1 protein-coding gene is annotated in these 22343 nt (G+C 75.8%); it reads left to right on the plus strand.

Annotated elements, in window-relative coordinates:
- A partial coding sequence (locus tag C2L59_RS11680; protein ID WP_103349561.1) for a type I polyketide synthase occupies positions 1–22321 on the plus strand: 22321 nt, incomplete at its 5' end.
- Positions 22322–22343 lie beyond the last annotated feature (22 nt).

The raw sequence follows: 22343 nt of genomic DNA on the forward strand, positions 1-22343 counted from the left end.
GGGCGCCGGGCGGCTGGCCCACCAGCTGGCCACGTTGGACGACGCCGGGCGCGCCGCGCGGGTGGCCGACCTGGTGCGCCGCGAGGTCGCCGCGGTGCTCGGGCACGCCGGCGCCGGCGCGGTCGACCCGGCGCGGTCGTTCGCCGAGCTCGGCTTCGATTCGCTGACCGCCGTCGAGCTGCGCAACCGGCTCGATGCGGCCACCGGCCTGCGGCTGCCGGCCACGACCGCGTTCGACTACCCCACCCCGGCCGCGCTCGCCGGCCACCTCCGCGACCGGCTGCTCGGCGCCGGGACCGGGGGACCGGCCGTCACCCGGATCGCGGCCGCCGCCGACGACCCGATCGTCATCGTCGGCATGAGCTGCCGGTTCCCCGGTGGCATCGCTTCGCCGGAAGACCTGTGGGCGGCGGTGGCCCAGGGGCGTGACACGACGTCGCCGTTCCCGGTCAACCGCGGCTGGGACCTCGGCGCGCTGTACCACCCGGACCCCGACCACGCCGGCACGTCCTACACCCGCGAGGGCGGCTTCCTGCACGACGCGGGCGAGTTCGACGCCGCGTTCTTCGGCATGAGCCCGCGCGAAGCCGAGGCGACGGACCCGCAGCAGCGGCTGCTGCTGGAGGCGTCCTGGACGGCGATCGAGCGCGCCGGGATCGACCCGCGGACCCTGCGCGGCAGCGCGACCGGGGTGTTCGCCGGCGTGATGTACAACGACTACGGCCTGGTGCTGGCCGGCGGTGACTTCGAAGGCTTCCAGGGCAGCGGCACGGCGTCGAGCGTCGTGTCCGGCCGGGTCGCCTACGCGCTCGGCCTCGAAGGCCCGGCGATCACCGTGGACACGGCGTGTTCGTCGTCGCTGGTCGCGCTGCACTGGGCGGCGCACGCGCTGCGGTCGGGGGAGTGCTCGCTCGCCCTCGCTGGCGGCGTGACGGTGATGTCCACCCCGAACTCGTTCGTCGAATTCTCCCGCCAGCGCGGCCTTTCCCCCGACGGCCGGTGCCGGTCCTATTCGGACGACGCCGACGGCGTCGGCTGGTCCGAAGGCGTCGCCGTGCTGGTGCTGGAGCGGATGTCGGACGCGCGCCGGCACGGCCACCGCGTGCTCGCCGTGCTGCGGGGTTCGGCGATCAACTCCGACGGCGCCTCCAACGGCCTGACCGCACCGAACGGGCCGTCGCAGCAGCGCGTGATCCGCGCCGCGCTGGCGGCGTCCGGGCTGGCCGGCGCGGACGTCGACGTCGTCGAGGGGCACGGCACCGGCACGACCCTCGGCGACCCGATCGAGGCCCAGGCGCTGCTGGCCACCTACGGGCAGGACCGGCCGGCGCCGCTGCTGCTCGGTTCGGTGAAGTCCAACATCGGGCACACGCAGGCCGCGGCCGGTGTCGCCGGGATCATCAAGATGGTCCTGGCGATGGCGCACGGCACGGTGCCGGCTTCGCTGCACGCGGGCACGCCGTCGTCCCATGTGGACTGGACGACCGGCGCGGTCGCGCTGGCTTCGTCGGCGACACCGTGGCCGGCTTCGGACCGGCCGCGGCGTGCGGGCGTCTCGTCGTTCGGCATCAGCGGGACCAACGCGCACGTCGTGCTGGAAGCCGCGCCGGAGGTGTCGCTGCCGCCCGCCGAAACCCGCGAGGACGCACCGCTGCTGCTTTCGGCGCGGACCGCGGAAGGCCTGCGCGCGCAGGCGGCGAACCTGGCCCGGCTCGACGTCCCGCGGGGCGATCTCGCGTGGTCGCTGGCGACGACGCGGACGGCGTTCGAGCACCGGGCCGTGCTGCTCGGCCCGGACGTGCCGACGGCCCTCGCGTCGCTGGCGGCCGGCGCTCCGGCACCGGGCGTGGTCCAGGGGACGGCCGCCGGTGGCGGCCTGGCCTTCGTCTTCCCCGGTCAGGGCGCGCAGCGGCTCGGCATGGGCCGGGAGCTGGCTGCGCGGTTCCCGGTGTTCGCTTCCGTGTTCGGCGACGTCCTGGACCGGTGCGACCCGGGCCTGCGCGACGTCGTCCGGGGTGCGGACGCGGCCGCGCTGGACCGGACCGGGAACGCGCAGCCGGCGCTGTTCGCGTTCGGCGTGGCGGCGTTCCGGCTGCTGGAGTCGTGGGGCGTGCGCCCGGACGTCGTCGCCGGGCATTCGGTCGGCGAGATCGCGGCGGCGCACGTTTCCGGGGTGCTGTCGCTCGAGGATGCCTGCACGCTGGTGTCGGCCCGCGCCCGGCTGATGGAGGCGCTGCCGCCCGGCGGGGCCATGGTCGCGGTCCGGGCGTCCGAAGCGGACGTGCGCGCGGTGCTGGTGGACGGGGTCGACCTGGCCGCCGTGAACGGGCCGGAGTCGGTGGTGCTCTCGGGTGCCGAAGAGGCGGTGCTGGCGGTCGCGGCCCGCTTCGGCAAGACGACGCGGCTGTCGGTGTCGCACGCGTTCCACTCGCACCTGATGGACCCGATGCTGGAGCCGTTCCGCGCGGTGGTCTCGTCGTTGCGGTTCTCTTCGCCGGTCCTGCCCTTCGTTTCCCCGGGTGAGGTGTGTTCACCGGAGTACTGGGTCGAGCACGTGCGGGCGACGGTCCGCTTCACCGAGACGGTCGCGGACACCGCGTCCACGTACCTGGAACTGGGACCGGACGGCACGCTCTCGGCCCTGCTCGACCGGCCGGGCACGGTGCCGCTGCTGCGCAAGGACCGCCCGGAGGCGGAGGCGGCGGTGACCGCACTGGCCGCGTTGCACACACGCGGCTGCGCGGTGGACTGGCGCGCGTACCTGGGCGGCGGCCGCACGGTGGACCTGCCGACGTACCCGTTCCAGCGCGAGCACTACTGGGCGGCGCCGGTGCCGCGGCCTTCGGAGCAGGCGGAGGGCCCGCTGTGGGCGGCGATCGGCCGCGGTGACGCGACGGAGCTGGCCGGGTTGCTGGACCTGGGGGAGGAGCAGCGGTCGTCACTGGAGACGCTGCTCCCGGCGCTGACCGGCTGGCGCGACCGCCGCGCGGCCGAGGAGACGGCGAAGTCCTGGCGGTACCGGGTGGAGTGGACGCCGTTCCGGACCGCGGAGACCCCGGCCCTGAGCGGCCGCTGGCTGCTGGTGACGACGGGCGCGGACGAAGGCGCGGAGGTCGAGGCGGCGCTGACCGCCCACGGTGCCACGGTGACCCGCATCGCCACCGCGGACCTCGCGACGGCGCCGGCGGACGCTGTGACTGCGGAAACCCCTGCGGGGGACGGCGACTCGCGCGCTGTGGATGCGGCCGAGCGCGGGTCTGTCGCGGGCCCCGGCCGCGCTGCCCCCGCCGCGGATTCGGCCGAGCGCGGGCCCGCCGCGGGTCCGGGCCGCGCCACCCTCGCTGCGGATCCGGCCGAGCGCGGGCCCGCTGCGGGCCCGGGCCGCGCTGCCCTCGCCGCAGATCCGGCCGAGCGCGGGCCCGCCGCGGCCCCCGGCCGTGCCGTCCTTGCCGCGGCCCTGACCGCGGCCGGGCCGGTCGAAGGCGTCATCCACCTGCCCGCCTCCGGTGACCGCGGCCTCGAAGACCTCCTCGTCCTCGTGCAGGCCCTCACCGACACCGGCCTCGAAGCCCGCCTCTGGTGCCTCACCTCCGGTGCCGTCGCCACGGCGGGCGACCGCGGCCCCGACCCCGTCGCCGCGCGGATCTGGGGCTTCGGGCGGACCGTCGCGCTCGAACACCCCGCGCTCTGGGGCGGCCTGGTCGACCTGCCCGCCGCTCTCGACCTGCCTGCCGGCCGGCGGCTCGCGGCCGTGCTGGCCGGGACCGGCGGCGAAGACCAGGTGGCCCTCCGGCCCCAAGGCGCCTTCGGCCGGCGCATCACGCGCTACCGGCCCACCGAATCCGCCGGCCGCTTCCACGCGCGCGGCACCGTCCTCGTCACCGGCGGCACCGGCGCCCTCGGCGCGTCCGTCGCCCGGTGGCTCGCGCACGCCGGCGCCGAGCACCTCGTGCTCGTCAGCCGCCGCGGCCCGGACGCGCCGGGCGCCGGAAACCTCCGCGAAGAACTCACCGAAGCCGGCGTCCGCGTCACCATCGCCGCGGTCGACGTCGGCGACCGGGCCGCCGTCGAAGCCCTGCTCCGGCAGCACCCCGGCCTGACCGGTGTCGTGCACACCGCCGGTGTCGCGCAGGCGATGGACCCCGTCCACACGACGGACTTCGCCGGGCTCACCCGCGTCATGGCCGCCAAGACGACCGGCGCGGCGCACCTCGACACCCTCCTCGCCGGCCACGACCTGGACTTCTTCCTGCTCTTCGGCTCGGTCGCCGGCGTCTGGGGCAGCGGTGGCCAGGCCGCCTACGCCGCCGGGAACGCCTACCTCGACGCCCTCGCCGAGGCCCGCCGGAGCACCGGTCGTCCGGCGACCGCCATCGCGTGGGGCGCGTGGGCCGAGGAGGGCATGGCCACCGACGAGCACGTCGCCCGCCAGCTGAGCCGCCGCGGGCTCGGCTTCCTGCCGGCCGGGCACGCCCTCGCCGAGCTGGAACGCGCCCTGGTTCGCGACGACACCGCCGTCGTCGTCGCCGACGTCGCCTGGGACACCTTCCTGCCCGTCTTCACCGCCACCCGCGCCTCCCGGCTGTTCGACGCCTTCGCCGAGGCGCAGCCCGTCGCCGTCACGGCCGCGGTCAGCGCCTTCGCCGCGCGGTTCGCCGGGATGTCCGGGGACGAACGCGACCGCGCGCTGCTCGACCTGGTCCGCACCGAGGCCGCCGCCGTGCTCGGGCACGGCACCGCGGACGCCGTCGCCGAGGAACGCGCCTTCCGCGACCTCGGGTTCGACTCGCTGACCGCCGTCGAGCTCCGCCGCCGCCTCGCCGACGCCACCGGGCTCGCGCTGCCCGCGACGCTCGTGTTCGACCACCCGACCCCGCTCGGCCTGGTCGCGTTCCTGCGCACCGAGATCGACGGCTCGGGCACCGCCGAGGCCGTCGCCGCCGCGACGGGCGCCACCGACGAGCCGATCGCCATCGTCGGCATCGGCTGCCGCTTCCCCGGCGGTGTCGCCACGCCCGAGCAGCTCTGGGACCTGGTCACCGCGGGCGTGGACGCGATCTCGCCGTTCCCCGGCGACCGCGGCTGGGACGCCGCCGGCCTGTTCGACCCCGATCCCGAACGCGGCGGCAAGACCTACTCGACGCTGGGCGGGTTCCTCGAGAACGCCGGCGAGTTCGACGCCGGATTCTTCGGCATCTCGCCCCGCGAGGCGCTGTCGATGGATCCGCAGCAGCGGCTGCTGCTCGAAGTGTCGTGGGAGGCGTTCGAGCGCGCGGGCGTCGACCCGGCGTCCGTGCGGGGCAGCCGGACCGGCGTGTTCGTCGGCTCCAGCTTCCAGGACTACGGCGTCGCGACCGGCGACGGCACCGAAGGCCACCTCGTCACCGGCACCATCCCGAGTGTCCTTTCCGGACGGTTGTCGTACCTGTTCGGCTTCGAAGGGCCGTCGGTCACCGTCGACACGGCGTGCTCGTCGTCGCTGGTCGCGCTGCACCTGGCCTGCCAGTCGCTGCGCTCCGGCGAGTCCGAGCTGGCCATCGCGGGCGGCGTCACGGTGATGGCCTCGCCCGACCCGTTCGTGGCGTTCAGCCGTCAGCGCGCGCTGGCCTTCGACGGCCGCTGCAAGGCGTTCTCCGACGAAGGCGACGGCATGTCCCTCGCCGAAGGCGCCGGGATGCTCGTGCTGGAACGGCTGTCCGAGGCCCAGCGCCACGGGCACCCGATTCTCGCCGTCGTGCGCGGGACCGCGGTCAACTCCGACGGCGCGTCCAACGGCCTCACCGCGCCCAACGGCCCGTCGCAGCAGCGCGTCATCCGCCAAGCGCTGGCCAACGCCGGGCTGGCACCGTCCGAAGTGGACGCCGTGGACGCGCACGGCACCGGCACCGCGCTCGGCGACCCGATCGAGGCCCAGGCGCTGCAGGCCACCTACGGCCGCGACCGCGAACGCCCGCTGCTGGTCGGCTCGGTGAAGTCCAACATCGGGCACACCCAGTCCGCCGCCGGCGTCGCCAGCCTGATCAAGATGGTGCACGCGATGCGCCACGGCGTGCTGCCGCGCACCCTGCACGTGGCCAAGCCGTCCACGAAGATCGACTGGTCGGCCGGGGCGATCGAGCTGCTCGGCGAGCCGGCGGCGTGGCCGGAGACCGGGCGCCCGCGCCGCGCCGGCGTGTCGTCGTTCGGCATCAGCGGCACCAACGCCCACGCGATCATCGAGGCCGCACCCGCGGCCGAAACCGCCCCGGAACCCGGGTCCACCGGTCCGGTGGGGTGGCCGCTGTCGGCCAAGAGCACGCCCGCCCTGCAGGCACAGGCGGCGCGGCTGCTGGATTTCCTGACCGACGAGCATCCGGTCGACGTCGCCCGGACGCTCGCCCGCCACCGCGCGGTGTTCGAGCAGCGGGCCGTGGTGGTCGGCGAGGACCTCGCCGACCTGCGCCGCGGCCTGGCCGCGCTCGCCGGGGGCACCGCCGACCCCGCGCTCGTGCAGGGCACGGCCAAACGGTCCGGCGCACCGGTGTTCGTCTTCCCGGGCCAGGACTCGCAGTGGCTCGGCATGGCCCGGGAGCTGCTGACGACCTCGCCGGTGTTCGCCGGGCGGATGGCCGAGTGCGCCGCCGCGCTCGAGCCCTTCGTCGGGTGGTCGCTCGCGGACGTGCTGCACGACGATTCCCTGACCCGGGTCGACGTCGTCCAGCCCGTGCTGTGGGCCGTGCTCGTGTCGCTGGCCGAGCTGTGGCGCGCGCACGGTGTCGAGCCGGTCGCGGTGATCGGGCACTCGCAGGGCGAGATCGCCGCGGCGTGCGTCGCGGGTGCCCTGTCGCTCGAGGACGGTGCGCGCGTGGTGGCGCTGCGGTCGAAGCTGATCGCCGAGCACCTGTCGGGACACGGCGCCATGCTGTCGGTCGTCGCGGGCCGGGACGAGGTGCTCGCCCTGATCGGGGACCTGGCCGACCGGATCGCCGTCGCCGCGGTGAACGGGCCGCGGTCGGTCACCGTGTCCGGCGAGCCCGCCGCGCTGGCGGAGCTGGAGGTCCGGCTGGCGAAGGCCGGGCTGATGCGCTGGCGGCTGGACGGCGTCGACTTCGCCGCCCACTCGCCGCAGGTCGACGGCATCGCGGCCGAGCTGGCCGAGCTGCTGGCGCCGGTCTCCCCGCGGGCCACCGGCGTGCGGTGCTATTCGACGGTGACCGGCGGGCTGGTCGAGCCGGCCGAGCTGACCGGCGAATACTGGTGCCGCAACCTGCGCGGCACGGTCGAGTTCGCCGCGGCTCTGGGGGCCGCGGTCGCCGACGGCCACTCGGTGTTCGTGGAGTCGAGCCCGCACCCGGTGTTCGGCATGGCGATCGGCGAGCTGGCCGAGGCCGCGGGGGTGCCGGTCACGGCGCTGGGCACGCTGCGCCGCGACGACGGCGGGGTGGCGCGGTTCCTCAAGTCGCTCGCCGAGGCCCACACGCGCGGGGTCGCGGTCGACTGGGCGGACACCCTCACCGGCGGCCGGCGAGTCGACTTGCCGACGTACGCGTTCCAGCACGAGCACTACTGGGCGATCGGCGAAACCGGAACCGGGGCGGCGGCTCCGGCCGACGACGAGCTGTGGCAGGCGATCGCCCGCGACGACCGGGCGGGGCTCACGAGCCTGCTCGACCTCGACGACCGGCAACGGACCGCCCTGGACGAACTGCTGCCCGCGTTGTCGGGCTGGCACGCCCGCCGCGACGAAGCGTCCACTGTGGACTCGTGGCGGTACCGGATCGCGTGGCGCCCGGTCCGCCCGGCGGGGACGACGCTGTCCGGCACCTGGCTGGTCCTCGGCGCCGGCGAGCCGGGCGAGGAGGAGGTCGCGGCGGCCCTGCGCTCCCACGGCGCCCGGGTCCGCCCGGTCGTGCTGGGTGCGGACCAGGTCGGCCGCGACGACCTGGCCGCGGCCCTCGCCGGCGCGGCCGGCCCCGCGGAGGGTGATCCGGGCGAGGTCGCCGGGATCGTCTCCCTCCTCGCCGCCGATCACGCCCCCACCGACCACCCGGGTCTCGACCGCGGCCTGCTCCGCACCCTTTCCCTCGTCCAGGCCGTCGCCGGGACCGAGCCCGCGCCGCGCGTCTGGGCGCTCACCCGCGGCGCCGTCTCCACCGGGCCCGCCGACCCCATCCGCGATCCCGCCCAGGCCCAGGTGCACGGCCTCGGCTGGTCGGCCGCCCTCGAACACCCCGCGCACTGGGGCGGGCTCGTCGACCTGCCCGAAACGCTCGACGCGGCCGCCGCGCGGCGGCTCGTCGCCGTCCTGGCCGGGGCCGGGGACGAAGACCAGCTCGCGATCCGCTCCGGGGGCGTCTTCGCCCGCCGCCTCGTGCCCGCGCCGGTCGGCGGCGCACCGCGGCGCGCCTGGCGGCCCCACGGCACCGCCATCATCACCGGCGGCACCGGCACCCTCGGCCCGCACCTGGCCCGCCGGCTCGCCGCCGAAGGCGTCGAGCACCTCGTCCTCACCGGGCGCCGCGGGCCGGACGCCCCCGGGGCCCAGGCCCTGCTGGCCGAACTCGGCACGTCGGCCGAGGTGGTGTCGCTCGACATCACCGACCGGGCCGCCGTCGCCGCGCTGATCGGCCGCCTCAAGGACGAGGGCCGGCGGATCACCACCGTGGTGCACACCGCCGCGCACATCGCACTGGCCCCGCTCACCGGCACCGACGCGACCGCCTTCGCCGAGGTGCTCGACGCCAAGGTCACCGGCGCGACGAACCTCGACGCCGTCCTCGACGAGCTCCTCGACGAGGGCGAACTCGAACACTTCGTGCTCTACTCCTCGACCGCCGGGCTGTGGGGCAGCGGGGACCACGGTGCCTACTCCGCCGCCAACGCCCACCTCGTCGCCCTCGCCGAGCAGCGGCGCGCCCGCGGGGTCCCGGCCACCACCGTCGCCTGGGGCATTTGGGCCGACGACCGCGAGCTCGGCCGGGTCGACCCCGGCCGGATCCTGCGCAGCGGCCTGCGGTTCATGGAACCGCGGCTGGCGCTGGCCGGGCTCGAGCGCGCGCTCGCCGACGACGAGACGTCGCTGCTCATCGCCGATCTTGACTGGGACCGCTACCACCCGGTCTTCACGTCGGTGCGGCCCAGCCCGCTGTTCTCCGAGCTGCCCGCCGTCCGCGAGCTCGCCGGAGCGGCCGCCGGCCCCGCGGACGCGTCGGCGTTCGCGAGCCGGGTCCGGGCGCTGCCCGCGACCGCCGGACGCCGGCTGGTCGTCGACCTCGTGCGCGCCGAAGCGGCCGCCGTGCTCGGGCACTCCGGCGGGGACGCCGTCGAAGCCGAACGCGCCTTCCGCGAGCTGGGCTTCGACTCGCTCACCGCGGTCGACCTGCGCAACCGGCTCGAGGTCGTCACCGGGCTCGGCCTGCCCAGCACCGTCGTCTTCGACTACCCGAACGCCGGAACGCTCGCCGGGTTCATCCTGTCCACCCTCGACGGCCCGGTGACCGGCGAGACCGCCGTGGTGGCCACCGCCACCGACGAACCCATCGCCATCGTGGGCATGAGCTGCCGGTTCCCCGGCGGGGTCACCTCGCCGGAAGCGTTGTGGGACCTGGTCATCGGCGGCGGCGACGCGATCTCGTCGTTCCCGCCCGACCGCGGCTGGGACGCCGCCGGGCTGTTCGACGCCGACCCCGACCGCAGCGGCAAGACCTACTCGACGCTCGGCGGCTTCCTCGACGGCGTCGCCGACTTCGACGCCGGGTTCTTCGGCATCTCGCCGCGCGAGGCCCTGTCGATGGACCCGCAGCAGCGCCTGCTCCTCGAAGTCGCCTGGGAGACCTTCGAACGCGCCGGGGTCGACCCGGCCGCGGCGCGCGGCAGCCGGACCGGCGTGTTCGTCGGCGCCAGCTACCAGGACTACAGCTCGACCGTGCTCAACGCGGCCGAGGGGTCCGAAGGCCACATGATCACCGGCGCGGTGTCGAGTGTCCTTTCCGGACGGATCGCCTACCTGTTCGGGCTGGAGGGCCCGGCCGTCACGCTGGACACGGCGTGCTCGTCGTCGCTGGTGGCGCTGCACCTGGCGTGCCAGTCGCTGCGCTCGGGTGAGAGCTCGCTCGCGCTCGCCGGCGGGGTCACCGTGATGGCGACGCCGGCGCCGTGGATCGGGTTCAGCCGCCAGCGCGCGATGGCCCCCGACGGCCGCTGCAAGGCCTACTCCGACGACGCCGACGGCATGAGCCTGGCCGAAGGCGTCGGGCTCGTCCTGGTCGAACGGCTCTCGGACGCCCGGCGCAACGGCCACGAGATCCTCGCCGTCGTCCGCGGCTCGGCGATGAACTCCGACGGCGCCTCCAACGGCATGACCGCCCCGAACGGGCCGTCGCAGCAACGCGTGATCCGCCAGGCCCTGGCGAGCGCCGGGTTGTCCGCTTCGGACATCGACGCGGTCGAAGGCCACGGCACCGGCACGCCGCTCGGCGACCCGATCGAGGTCCAGGCCCTGCAGGCCGCCTACGGCCGTGACCGCGAACGGCCGCTGCTGCTCGGCTCGGTCAAGTCCAACCTCGGCCACACGCAGATGGCCTCCGGGATCGCCGGGGTGCTCAAGCTCATCATGGCCATGCGCCACGGCGTGCTGCCGCAAACCCTGCACGCGGGCACGCCGTCGTCGCACATCGACTGGTCGAGCGGCGCGATCCGGCTGCTCGGCGAGGCGACCGCGTGGCCGGAGACCGGCGCGCCCCGGCGGGCGGCGGTGTCGTCGTTCGGCCTGAGCGGCACGAACGTCCACACGGTACTGGAGCAGGCTCCCGAGCCGGTCGCGGTCGACGAGCCGGAGCCGGTGGTGCCCGGGACCGTGCCCGTGGTGGTGTCGGCCCGGACGCCGGAGGCCCTGCGCGCCCAGGCCGCCCGGCTGCGCGGGTGGCCGGGGGAGCCGGCCGACCTCGCCTTCACCCTCGCTACGGCCCGCGCCGACCTGAGCCACCGGGCGGTGATCCTGGCCGCCACTCGCGACGAGATCCAAAGCGGGCTCAAGGCGATCGCCGACGACGAATCCGCCACGCACGTCCTGCGCGGCACGTCGGCGACCCGGCCCACGACGGCGTTCCTCTTCACCGGGCAGGGCAGCCAGCGGCCGGGCGCCGGTCGTGACCTGTACGAGCGGTTCCCGGTGTTCGCCGAGGCCCTCGACGAAGTCCTCGCGCACCTCGGGCTGGATCAGCGGCTGCTCTTCAGCGAGCCGGAAGCGAAGCAGCTGAACGAAACCCGGTACGCCCAGCCCACGCTGTTCGCGATCGAAGTCGCGTTGTTCCGGCTCCTCGAGTCCTGGGACGTGCGGCCCGACCACGTCGCCGGGCACTCCGTCGGCGAGATCGCCGCCGCGCACGTCGCCGGGGTCCTGTCCCTGGCCGACGCGGCAACGCTGGTGCAGGCCCGCGGCCGGCTCATGCAGGCCCTCCCGGCCGGCGGTGCGATGGTCTCGATCCGCGCGAGCGAGGCCGACGTCCGCGCGCAGGTGCCGGACGGCGTCGACATCGCGGCGGTCAACGGGCCTGAGTCCATTGTGGTATCCGGACCCGAAGAAGCCGTGCTCGCCTTCGCGGAGCGGTTCGAGAAGACCAAGCGGCTGACCGTGTCCCACGCCTTCCACTCCGCGCTGATGGACCCGATGCTGGCCGAGTTCCGCGGCGCCATCGCCGGGCTCACCTTCTCGGCACCGGAACTGCCGTTCGTGTCCACTGTCGCCGGCGCGGACCTCGCCGACGGCCCGGACTACTGGGTGCGCCACGCCCGCGAGGCCGTCCGGTTCGCCGACGCGCTCACGACCCTCGACGAAGCCGGGGTCACTGCCTACATCGAACTCGGGCCCGACGCGGTCCTGTCGGCGATGTCCACCGCGAAACCGATGCTGCGCAAGGACCGGCCGGAGGAGGAGACCGTCGCCGCGGTGCTCGGCGACCTGCACGCGCGCGGCTACCGGCCGGACTGGTCCGCGTTCTTCGCCGGGACCGGCGCCCGCCGGATCGACCTGCCCACGTACGCCTTCCAACGGTCCCGCTACTGGCCGGAACCCGCCGCGGCGGCACCGGAGGCCGACACCGGTTTCTGGACCGCGTTGGAAGCGGCCGACGTCGAAGAGCTGTCGACCACTTTGGACGTCGATCGGGACGCGCTCGGCACCGTGCTGCCCGCGCTCACCGCGTGGCGCCACCGCGTGCGCGAAGAGTCCGAAGCCGACGATTGGCGCTACCGCGTGGTTTGGAGCCCGGTCCGCGCCGAGCCCGCCGCGCCCAGCAGGGTGCTGGTCGTGGCCCACGACGACCCGTGGGCGGACTCGGTCGCCGAAGCCATCGGCGGTACCCGGGTCGAGCCGGGCGCCGAGCTGCCTGAAGCCGACCACGTGATTTCGCTGTTGTCCGACCCCGCCGAATCGCTGCACTTCGCGCGGGAACTCGGGGACGAGGCTCCACTGTGGTGGGGCACCCGCGGCGCCGTCAGCACCGGCGCGGCCGACCCCGCGCCCGACCCGCACGCGGCCGCGCTCTGGGGCCTCGGCCGGGTGCTGGGCCTGGAACAGCCGCACCGCTGGGGCGGGCTCGTCGACCTTCCCGAGGTCCTCGACGCCCGCGCGGCCGGCCGCCTCTTCGCCGTCCTGCGCGGAATCGGCGACGAAGACCAGGTCGCCATCCGGCCCTCGGGCGTCTTCGCGCGGCGGCTCACCACCGCACCAGCCGGGCGTATGACGGACTACACCCCGCGGGGCACGGTGCTGATCACCGGCGGCACGGGCGGCCTCGGCGCGGAGGTCGCGCGGCAGCTCGCCGACGCGGGCGCCGACCACCTCGTCCTGCTCAGCCGCCGGGGCTTGGATGCCCCGGGCGCGGCCGAGCTGGCCGCCGAGCTGAACGTGACCGTCGAAGCCTGCGACGTCACCGACCGTGACGCGCTGGCCCGGGTCATCGCGGCGATCCCGGACCTGACCGCCGTGGTGCACACCGCGGGCGTGGTCGACGACGGCACCACGGATTCCCTGACCGCGGAGCAGTTCGCGCGCGTCTTCGAGGCGAAGTGCGTCGGTGCGGAACACCTCGACGAGCTGACCGCGGACCGCGACCTCGACGCGTTCGTGCTGTTCTCCTCGACCGCCGGCACGTTCGGCGCGGCCGGGCAGGGCAACTACGCGGCGGCCAACGCCCACCTCGACGCACTCGCCGAGCGGCGCCGGGCCGCCGGCCGGGTGGCGACCTCGATCGCGTGGGGCCCGTGGGCGGGCGCGGGCATGCTGGGCGGCCACGCGGACGTGCAGGACCGCGTCGGCCGCGGCGGGTTCGCGCTGCTGCCACCGGACCGGGCCGTCGCCGCGATGCGGCGCGCGATCGGCGCCGGCGACACCGCGGTCGTGGTCGCGGACATCGACTTCACGCGGTTCGTGCCGGCCTTCACCCTCGGCCGCCCGTTCCCGCTGCTGGCCGACCTGCCGCGGGCCAAGGCCGTGCTGAGCGAAGCGCGGGAAGCGGGGGAGCGCGGCGACCTGCGCGGCACCCTCGCCGCGCTGCCGCCCGCCGACCGCGAGAAGCACCTGCTCGGCCTGCTGCGCACGCAGGTCGCGCTGGTGCTCGGGCACGCCGACGCCGGCGCGGTCGCTCCGGACGCGGCGTTCGCCGACCTCGGGTTCGACTCGCTCACCGCCGTCGAGCTGCGCAACGGGATCGGCGCGGCGACCGGGCTCGCGCTGCCGTCGTCCCTGGTGTTCGACCACCCGACCCCGCGGGGACTCACCGCGTTCCTGCTCGGCGAGCTGCTCGGCGCCGACGCACCCGTGACCACCCGGGCCGCCGCCCGCGCCACCGCGGACGACCCCGTCGTGATCGTCGGCATCGGCTGCCGCTTCCCCGGCGGGATCACCTCACCCCGCACGTTCTGGCAGCTCCTCGAGGACGGCGGCGACGCGATCGGGCCGTTCCCGGCCGACCGCGGCTGGGACCTCGCGAAGCTCGGCGACGGCCACGGCGGGTTCCTGCCCGACGCGGCCGGGTTCGACGCCGCGTTCTTCGGCATCTCGCCGCGCGAGGCCCTGGCGATGGACCCGCAGCAGCGGCTGCTGCTGGAGACGGCGTGGGAGTCCCTGGAGCACGCCGGGATCGACCCGGCGAGCCTGCGCGGCAGCGCCACCGGCGTGTTCGTCGGCACCAACGGCCAGGACTACACCGGGCTGCTGCTCAACTCCGACGCGGATGTCGCCGGGCACATGGCCACCGGCACCACGGCGAGCGTCCTTTCCGGACGGCTCTCCTACACCCTGGGTCTGGAGGGCCCGGCGGTCACGGTCGACACGGCGTGCTCGTCGTCCCTGGTCGCGCTGCACTGGGCGGCCCGCGCCCTGGCCGGCGGCGAGTGCTCGCTCGCCCTGGTCGGCGGCGTCACGGTGATGACCAGCCCGTTCTCCTTCACCGAGTTCGACGCCCAGGGCGGTCTCGCCGCCGACGGCCGCTGCAAGGCCTTCTCCGACGACGCCGACGGCACGGCCTGGTCCGAAGGCGCCGGGGTCCTCGTCGTCGAGCGGCAGTCCGACGCGCTGCGCCACGGCCACGAGATCCTGGCCGTGGTGCGGGGAAGCGCGATCAACCAAGACGGTGCGTCGAACGGGCTGACCGCCCCGAACGGTCCCTCGCAGCAGCGGGTCATCCGGGCCGCGCTGGCCGACGCCGGGCTGTCCGCCGCGGACATCGACGTCGTGGAGGCGCACGGCACCGGCACGACGCTCGGTGACCCGATCGAGGCGCAGGCGCTGCTGGCCACCTACGGCCGGGACCGCGAGACGCCGGTCCTGCTGGGCTCGGTGAAGTCGAACCTCGGCCACACCCAGGCCGCGGCGGGCGCCGCCGGGGTGATCAAGGTGGTCCAGGCGATGCGGCACGGCGTCGTGCCGAAGACGTTGCACGCCGGCACGCCCTCGTCCCACGTGGACTGGACGGCGGGGTCCCTGGACCTGGTCACCGAGACCACCGCTTGGCCGGAGACGGCCCGCCCGCGCCGCGCCGCCGTGTCGTCCTTCGGGGTCAGCGGCACGAACGCGCACGTCATCCTGGAAGCTCCGCCCGCGCGGGCCGCCGTGCCCGGGACCGCGCCCGCCGTGGTGCCGTGGCCGGTGTCCGCGCGGTCGGCCACGGCCCTGGACGCCCTGGTGTCCACTGTGGACGGCGACCCGCTCGGCACCGGCTACACCCTGGCCACCGGCCGGGCCGCACTCGAGCACCGCGCGGTGCTCATCGGCGGCGAGGTGGTGAGCCGGGGCGTGGCCCGCGAGCGGGTCACCGCCTTCCTGTTCTCCGGCCAGGGTGCCCAGCGCCCGGGCATGGGCCGCGAGCTGTACGCGCGGTATCCCGTGTTCGCCGACGCGTGGGACGAGGTCTGCGCGCACCTCGGGATGACGCCGGCCGACGTCGCCTGGGGCGAGGACGCGGCGGAGCTGGACCGCACCGGGTGGGCGCAGCCCGCGTTGTTCGCGTTCGAGGTCGCCGCGTTCCGGCTGCTGGAGTCGTGGGGTGTCCGCCCGGACTTCGTCGCCGGGCATTCGATCGGCGAGGTCGCCGCGGCCCACGTGGCCGGGGTGCTGTCGCTCGAAGACGCCTGCACGCTCGTCTCGGCTCGGGCTCGGCTGATGCAGGAACTGCCCGAGGGCGGCGCGATGGTCGCCCTGCGCGTTCCCGAAGCGGAAATCCGCGCTCACCTCGTCGACGGGGTGGCGATCGCGGCGGTCAACGGCCCGGAGTCCGTCGTGCTCTCCGGGGACGAAGACGCCGTGCTCGCGGTCGCCGCGAACTTCGGCGGCGGACGGCGGCTCACCGTCAGCCACGCCTTCCACTCGCCGCTGATGGACCCGATGCTGCCCGCGTTCCGGGACGTCGTGACGCGGCTGCGGTTCGCGGCCCCGGTCATCCCGCTGGTCACCGGCGGCGAGGTCACCGACCCCGAGTACTGGGTGCGGCACGTCCGCGAAACCGTCCGCTTCGGCGACGCCCTCGACCGGCTGGCCGAGGTGTCGCTGTTCGTCGAGGTCGGGCCGGACGCCGCGCTGGCCCCCCTGGTCGAACCGGCCGACGACCGGGTGATCGTGCCGCTGGCCCGCCGCGGCCGGTCCGAAGAGGACAGTGTGGCCATCGCGCTGGGCACGCTGTTCACCGCGGGCGTGAACCCGGACTGGGCCGCGTGGTTCGCGGGCACCGGTGCCCGCCGCGCCGAGCTGCCCACCTACCCGTTCGAGCACGAGCGGTACTGGCCCGAAGCCGTCGCCGGCGGCCCGGCCGACGACGGCTTCTGGGCCTCCGTCGATCGCGCCGACACCGCCGGGCTGGCGGACCGGCTCGCCGTCGAACCCGCCGCGCTCGAGGCCGTCCTGCCCGCGCTCGCCGCCTGGCGCCGCAAGCAGGCCGAAGCAGCCGCGGCCGACGAACTGCGTTACCGGATCACCTGGCAGCCGGTCACCGTCGCCGAGCCGAAGGCCGCGAACATCGTGGTCGTCCCCGGCGAAGACGCCGAGTGGGCCGATCGGGTCACCGAAGCCCTCGGGGCCGGCCGCGAGCTGGCCGGTGCCGACCTGGTCGTGTCCCTGCGGGAAACCGTGGCGGGGACCAGGGAACTCCTGCGTGCGGTCGACGTTCCCGTCTGGTGCGTGACGCGCGGCGCGGTCGCGGTCACCCCGGCCGAGCGCGTCGACGGGCCCGCCGCGCTGTGGGGCTTCGGCCGCGTTGCGGCCCTGCACGACCCGCAGCGCTGGGGCGGGCTCGTCGACGTCCCGTCCCTTTCGGACACCCGCGTGGTGGCCCGGCTGCGTGCGGTGCTCGGCGGCGACGAAGACCAGGTCGCCGTCCGCGCGGCCGGGGTCTACGGCCGCCGCCTGACCCGCGCCACCGGGGGCGGCGAACGCTGGGAGCCGCGCGGCACCGTGCTCGTCACCGGCGACGGCCCGGCCGCACTCCTCGCGGACCACCTGCCCGGTGCCGACGTCGTCCGCGATCCGGCCGCGCTGACGTCCCCGCCCGTCGCGGTCGTCCACAGCGGAAGTCTCGACGAGGCCAGGCGGTACGCCGAGTGGCCCCTGGAAGCGTTCGTCCTGCTCACCTCGGTCGCCGGGGTGTGGGGCATCCGCGGCCGCGGTGACGAAGCCGCCGAGGCCGCCGAACTGGAGGCTTTCGCGCGGCAACGGCGTGACCGCGGCGAACCCGCGTCCGTCGTCGCCTGCTCGGCCTGGGCGGGCACCGGCGAGGACGAAGCCCACCTGCGCGAGAGCGGGCTGCCCGTCCTCGACCCGGCCGCCGCCACCGCCGCGCTGCTCGCCGCCGTGCGGTCCGCCGACCTCACCACGGTCGTCGCCGACGTCCGCTGGGACCGCTTCGGCCCGGCGTTCACGGCGGCACGGCCGAGCCCGCTGCTGTCACCGCTGTACACCCCGGCCCCGTCGACCGGGCCCGGCCTGCGCGGCCTGGCGCCGGGCGAGCGGTCCGGCGTCGTCCTGGACCTGGTCCGGACCGCCGCCGCGAGCGTGCTGCGGCACACCGGCACCGACCGGATCGAGCCCGACCGCGCGTTCTCCGCGCTGGGCTTCGACTCGCTCACCGCGATGGACCTGCGCACGGCCCTGAGCGCCGAAACCGGGCTGCGGCTGCCGGCGACGCTCGTGTTCGACCACCCGACCCCGCGCGAGCTGACCACGTTCCTGCTGGCCGAACTGTTCGGCGAGGAAGAAGTCACCACCGAGGCCGCTCCCGCGGCGCTCGCCGACGACCCGGTGGTCATCGTCGGCATGAGCTGCCGCTACCCCGGCGGCATCGGCTCGCCCGAGGACCTCTGGCGCGCGGTCGTCGACGAGCGGGACGTCATCGGCGGCTTCCCGGCCGACCGCGGCTGGGACCTGGCCACGCTGACCGGCGACGGCCCCGGCAGCAGTGCCGCCAAGGAGGGCGGCTTCCTGCACGACGCGGCCGAGTTCGACCCCGGCTTCTTCGGGATCGCGCCCCGCGAAGCGATCGTGATGGACCCACAGCAGCGGCTCGTCCTCGAAGTGGCGTGGGAGGCGTTCGAACGCGCCGGCATCGACGCCACGGCGCTGCGCGGCGGCGACACCGGCGTCTACATCGGCGGCGGCTCGGGCGACTACACCCCGCCCACCGACACCCCCGGCCACCAGGCCACCGCGCAGGCGGCCAGCCTGCTGTCGGGCCGCGTCTCCTACGCCTTCGGGCTGGAAGGCCCGTCGGTCAGCGTCGACACCGCGTGCTCGTCGTCGCTGGTCGCCCTGCACCTGGCCGCGCAGGCGCTGCGGGCGGGCGAGTGCTCCCTGGCCGTCGCCGGCGGGGTCATGGTGATGTCGAGCCCCACCGGATTCGTCGAGTTCGGCCAGATGGGCGCGCTTTCGCCGGACGGGCGCTGCAAGGCCTTCGCCGACGCCGCCGACGGCACCGGCTGGTCCGAAGGCGTCGGCATGATCGTGCTGGAACGCGAGTCCGACGCCCGCCGCCGCGGCCACACCGTCCTCGCCGTGGTGCGGGGGTCGGCGGTCAACTCCGACGGCGCGTCCAACGGCCTCACCGCGCCCAGCGGCCCGGCCCAGCAGCGCGTGATCAAGCGCGCCTTGGCCGTTTCCGGGCTGGCGCCGTCCGAAGTGGACGCCGTGGAGGCGCACGGCACCGGCACGAAGCTCGGCGACCCGATCGAGGCGCAGGCGCTGCTGGCCACCTACGGCCAGGACCGGGAGACGCCGCTGCTGCTGGGGTCGGTCAAGTCCAACCTCGGCCACACGCAGGCGGCCGCGGGCGCGGCCGCGGTGATCAAGATGGTGCTGGCCATGCGGCACGGGCTGCTGCCGAAGACCCTGCACGTCGACCAGCCGTCCGGGCACGTCGACTGGTCCGCGGGCCGCGTCGCGCTGCTGACCGAGAGCACGCCGTGGCCCGAGACGGGGCACCCGCGCCGGGCCGGGATCTCCGCGTTCGGCGCCAGCGGGACCAACGCGCACCTGGTGCTGGAGCAGGCGCCCCCGGCGGACCCGCGCCCGGCCACCGCCCCGGCGACCGTGCCGGTCCGGCTGTCCGCACGCACCGGCGACGGCCTGCGCAACCAGGCCCGGGCCCTGCGGGACCACCTGCTCGCGCACCCCGAACTGGCCCTGCCCGACGTGGCCTTCTCCGCGGCGGCGACCCGCGCGTGGTTCGAGTCGCGCGCGGTCGTCGTGGCCGGGGACCGCGAAGAGCTGCTGACCGGGCTGGGCGCCCTCGCCGCCGGAACGCCGTCGCCGCGGGTGCACACCGGCAAGCCCACGGCGGGCAAGCTCGCGTTCCTGTTCTCCGGGCAGGGTGCGCAGTACCCGGGCATGGGCCGCGACCTGTACGCGCGGTTCCCGGTGTTCGCCGGCGCCTTCGACGAAGCCTGCGCGCACCTGGACCTCGAACTGCCCGGTTCGCTGCGGGACGCCGTCTTCGGCGACGACGCCGAGCTGCTGGCGCAGACCCGGTGGTCGCAGCCGGCGGTGTTCGCCGTGGAGGTCGCGCTCTACCGGCTCGTCGAGTCGTGGGGCGTGCGGCCGGACTACCTGGCCGGCCACTCGATCGGCGAGTTCGCCGCCGCCCACGCGGCCGGCGTGCTGTCGCTGGCCGACGCGGCCCGGCTGGTCGCCGCCCGCGGCCGGCTCATGCAGGAGCTGCCGGGCGGGGCGATGGCCGCGCTGCAGGTCACCGAAACCGAAGCGGAGGAGCTGATCAGCGGGCGGCCGCTGTCGATCGCCGCGGTCAACGGGCCCGAAGCGGTGGTCGTTTCGGGGGACACCGGCGCCGTCGCCGAGGTCGCGGACCTGGTCGCGGCCCGCGGCCGAAAGACTAGGCATTTAAGGGTCAGCCACGCGTTTCACTCGTCGCATATGAACGGGATGAGGGACGAGTTCGAGCGGATCGCCGCGGGGGTGCAGTTCGCCCCGCCGGCGCTCCCGGTCGTGTCCACCGTCACCGCGTCCCCGGTCACCGGCGAGCTCGGCACGGCGGCGTACTGGGCCGAGCACGTCCGCCGCCCGGTGCGGTTCGCCGGCGCCATCGCGACGCTCGACGGGCTCGGCGTCACGAAGTACCTGGAGCTGGGCCCGGACCGCACCCTCGCGGCGCTCACCCGGACGCTCACCGGCGAGGACACCGTCGTGACCGCCGCCCTGCACGCCGGCCGCGCGGACGAGCCGACGCTCCTCTCGGCCCTCGCCCGGCTCGACATCGGCGGCACCCCGGTGAAGTGGGCGGCCCTGTTTGGCGGGGCGCGCCCGGTCGACCTGCCCACCTACCGGTTCCACCACGAGCGGTTCTGGCCGGACACCCCGGCCGGCACCGTCGCCCCGGACTTACTGACCGGGCTGGACGCCGGCGTGCTCGCCAAGGAGATCGACGTCGACCCGGCCGCGCTCGACGCCGTGCTGCCCGCCCTGCTGGACCTCCAGCACCGCCGGGCCCGGCAGTCCACTGTGGACGAACTGCGGTACCGGGTCGCGTGGAAGCCGCTCGGCGGCGCCGCCGGGACGGTGCCGGACGGCAGGTGGCTGGTCGTCGTGCCCGCGGGCTTCGCCGAAGACCCCTGGGTCGCCGGCGTGGTCACCGCGCTCGGCGCCGAGGTCACCGGCCCCGGCACCTTGACCACGGCGCTCGAGGGCGTCACCGGCGTCGTTTCCCTGCTGGGACTGGACGAATCCACGCCGACCGCGGGCGCCGCGGCCACCACCGCGGTGCTGCAGGCCCTCGCGGGCGCCGGCAGCGCGGCCCGGCTGTGGTGCCTGACCCGCGGCGCGGTCACCGCCGTGCCGTCGGATCGGGTCACCTCGGTCGCGCAGGCCGCGCTGTGGGGCCTGGGCCGGGTCGCGGCGCTGGAGCAGCCGCAGCGCTGGGGCGGCCTCGTGGACCTGCCGGCCGACCTGGACGAACCCGCTTTCGCCCGGCTGGGCGCGGTGCTCGCCGGGACCGAGGACCAGGTCGCGGTGCGGACGGCGGGCACGTTCGCCCGGCGGCTCGTGCGCGCGCCGGCCGGTCCGTCGGCGCGGGCGTGGCAGCCGCGCGGGACCGTCGTCGTCACCGGCGGCACCGGCGCGCTCGGCCAGCACGTCGCCCGCTGGGTGCTGGCCGAAGGCGCCGCGCGGGTCGTGCTCACCGGCCGCCGCGGCCCGGACACCCCGGACGCCGTCGCGCTCCTGGCGGACCTGGGCCCGCGGGCCTCGGTCGTCGCCTGCGACCTGACCGACCCGGACGCGGTGCGGGACCTGCTCACCGCGGACGTCACCGCGGTGGTCCACGCGGCCGGCGTCCTCGACGACGGCGTGCTCGAAGGCTACGGCCCGGACCGGTTCGACGCGGTGTTCGCGGCGAAGGCCGGGTCCGCGCTGGTCCTCGACCGCGTCACCCGCGAGCGGGACCTCGACGTCTTCGCGTTGTTCTCCTCGGCGTCCAGCTCGGTCGGCAACGCCGGCCAGGCCAACTACGCCGCGGCGAACGCCGTGCTCGACGCGATCGCCGAACGGCGGCGCGCCGACGGGCTGCCGGGCACCTCGATCGCCTGGGGCGCTTGGCGGGCGGGCATGGCCGAAACCGCCGACGCGGCGGCCCGGGCCCAGCGCACCGGCACCCGCCCGGTGCCGCCGGAGCTCGCGCTCACCGCGTTCGCGCAGGTCGTGGTCGCGGCCGACGCGGCGCCGGTGGTCGCCGACATCGACCACGCGACGTTCCTGCGTACCTTCACCGCGGCTCGCCCGGCGCCCCTGCTGACCGACCTGCCGGAGTACCACCGGCTCACCGCCGAAGTGCCGGTCGAGGCCGGCACGGCGCTGCGGGAGCGGCTGGGCAAGCTGCCGACGGCCGACCGGGAGAAGGCCGCGCTCGACGTCGTCCGCACGCAGGTCGCCGCGGTGCTCGGGTTCGCCGGGCCGCACGCGGTCGACCCGGAGCAGCCGTTCTCCGGGCTCGGCTTCGACTCGCTCAGCGCGATCGAGCTGCGCAACCAGCTGGCCGCGGCGACCGGGCTCGGCCTGCCCGCGACCCTCGTGTTCGACCAGCCGTCCCCCGCCGTGCTCGCCGCCGATCTCGTGCGGCAGCTCGCCGGCGATGAGCGAGTACCCGAGGACCACCTGGACCCCATGGGATTGAACGCTGAGCTGCGGGCCCTGCTCGCGGCCGTTTCCCCGGCACGCCTGCGCGACAGCGGCGTGCTGGACACCTTGCGCCGACTGGCCGGGCCCGGCCCGGCCGGGGACGAGGCCGCCGACATCGACGGGATGTCGGTCGACGACCTGGTCCGCGCGGCGCTCGACGGCGAGGCCACCTGACCCCGATGAACCTACGGAGCTG

Origin of the sequence: Amycolatopsis sp. CA-128772, from assembly GCF_002904295.1 — a bacterium.
GTDB lineage: Bacteria > Actinomycetota > Actinomycetes > Mycobacteriales > Pseudonocardiaceae > Amycolatopsis.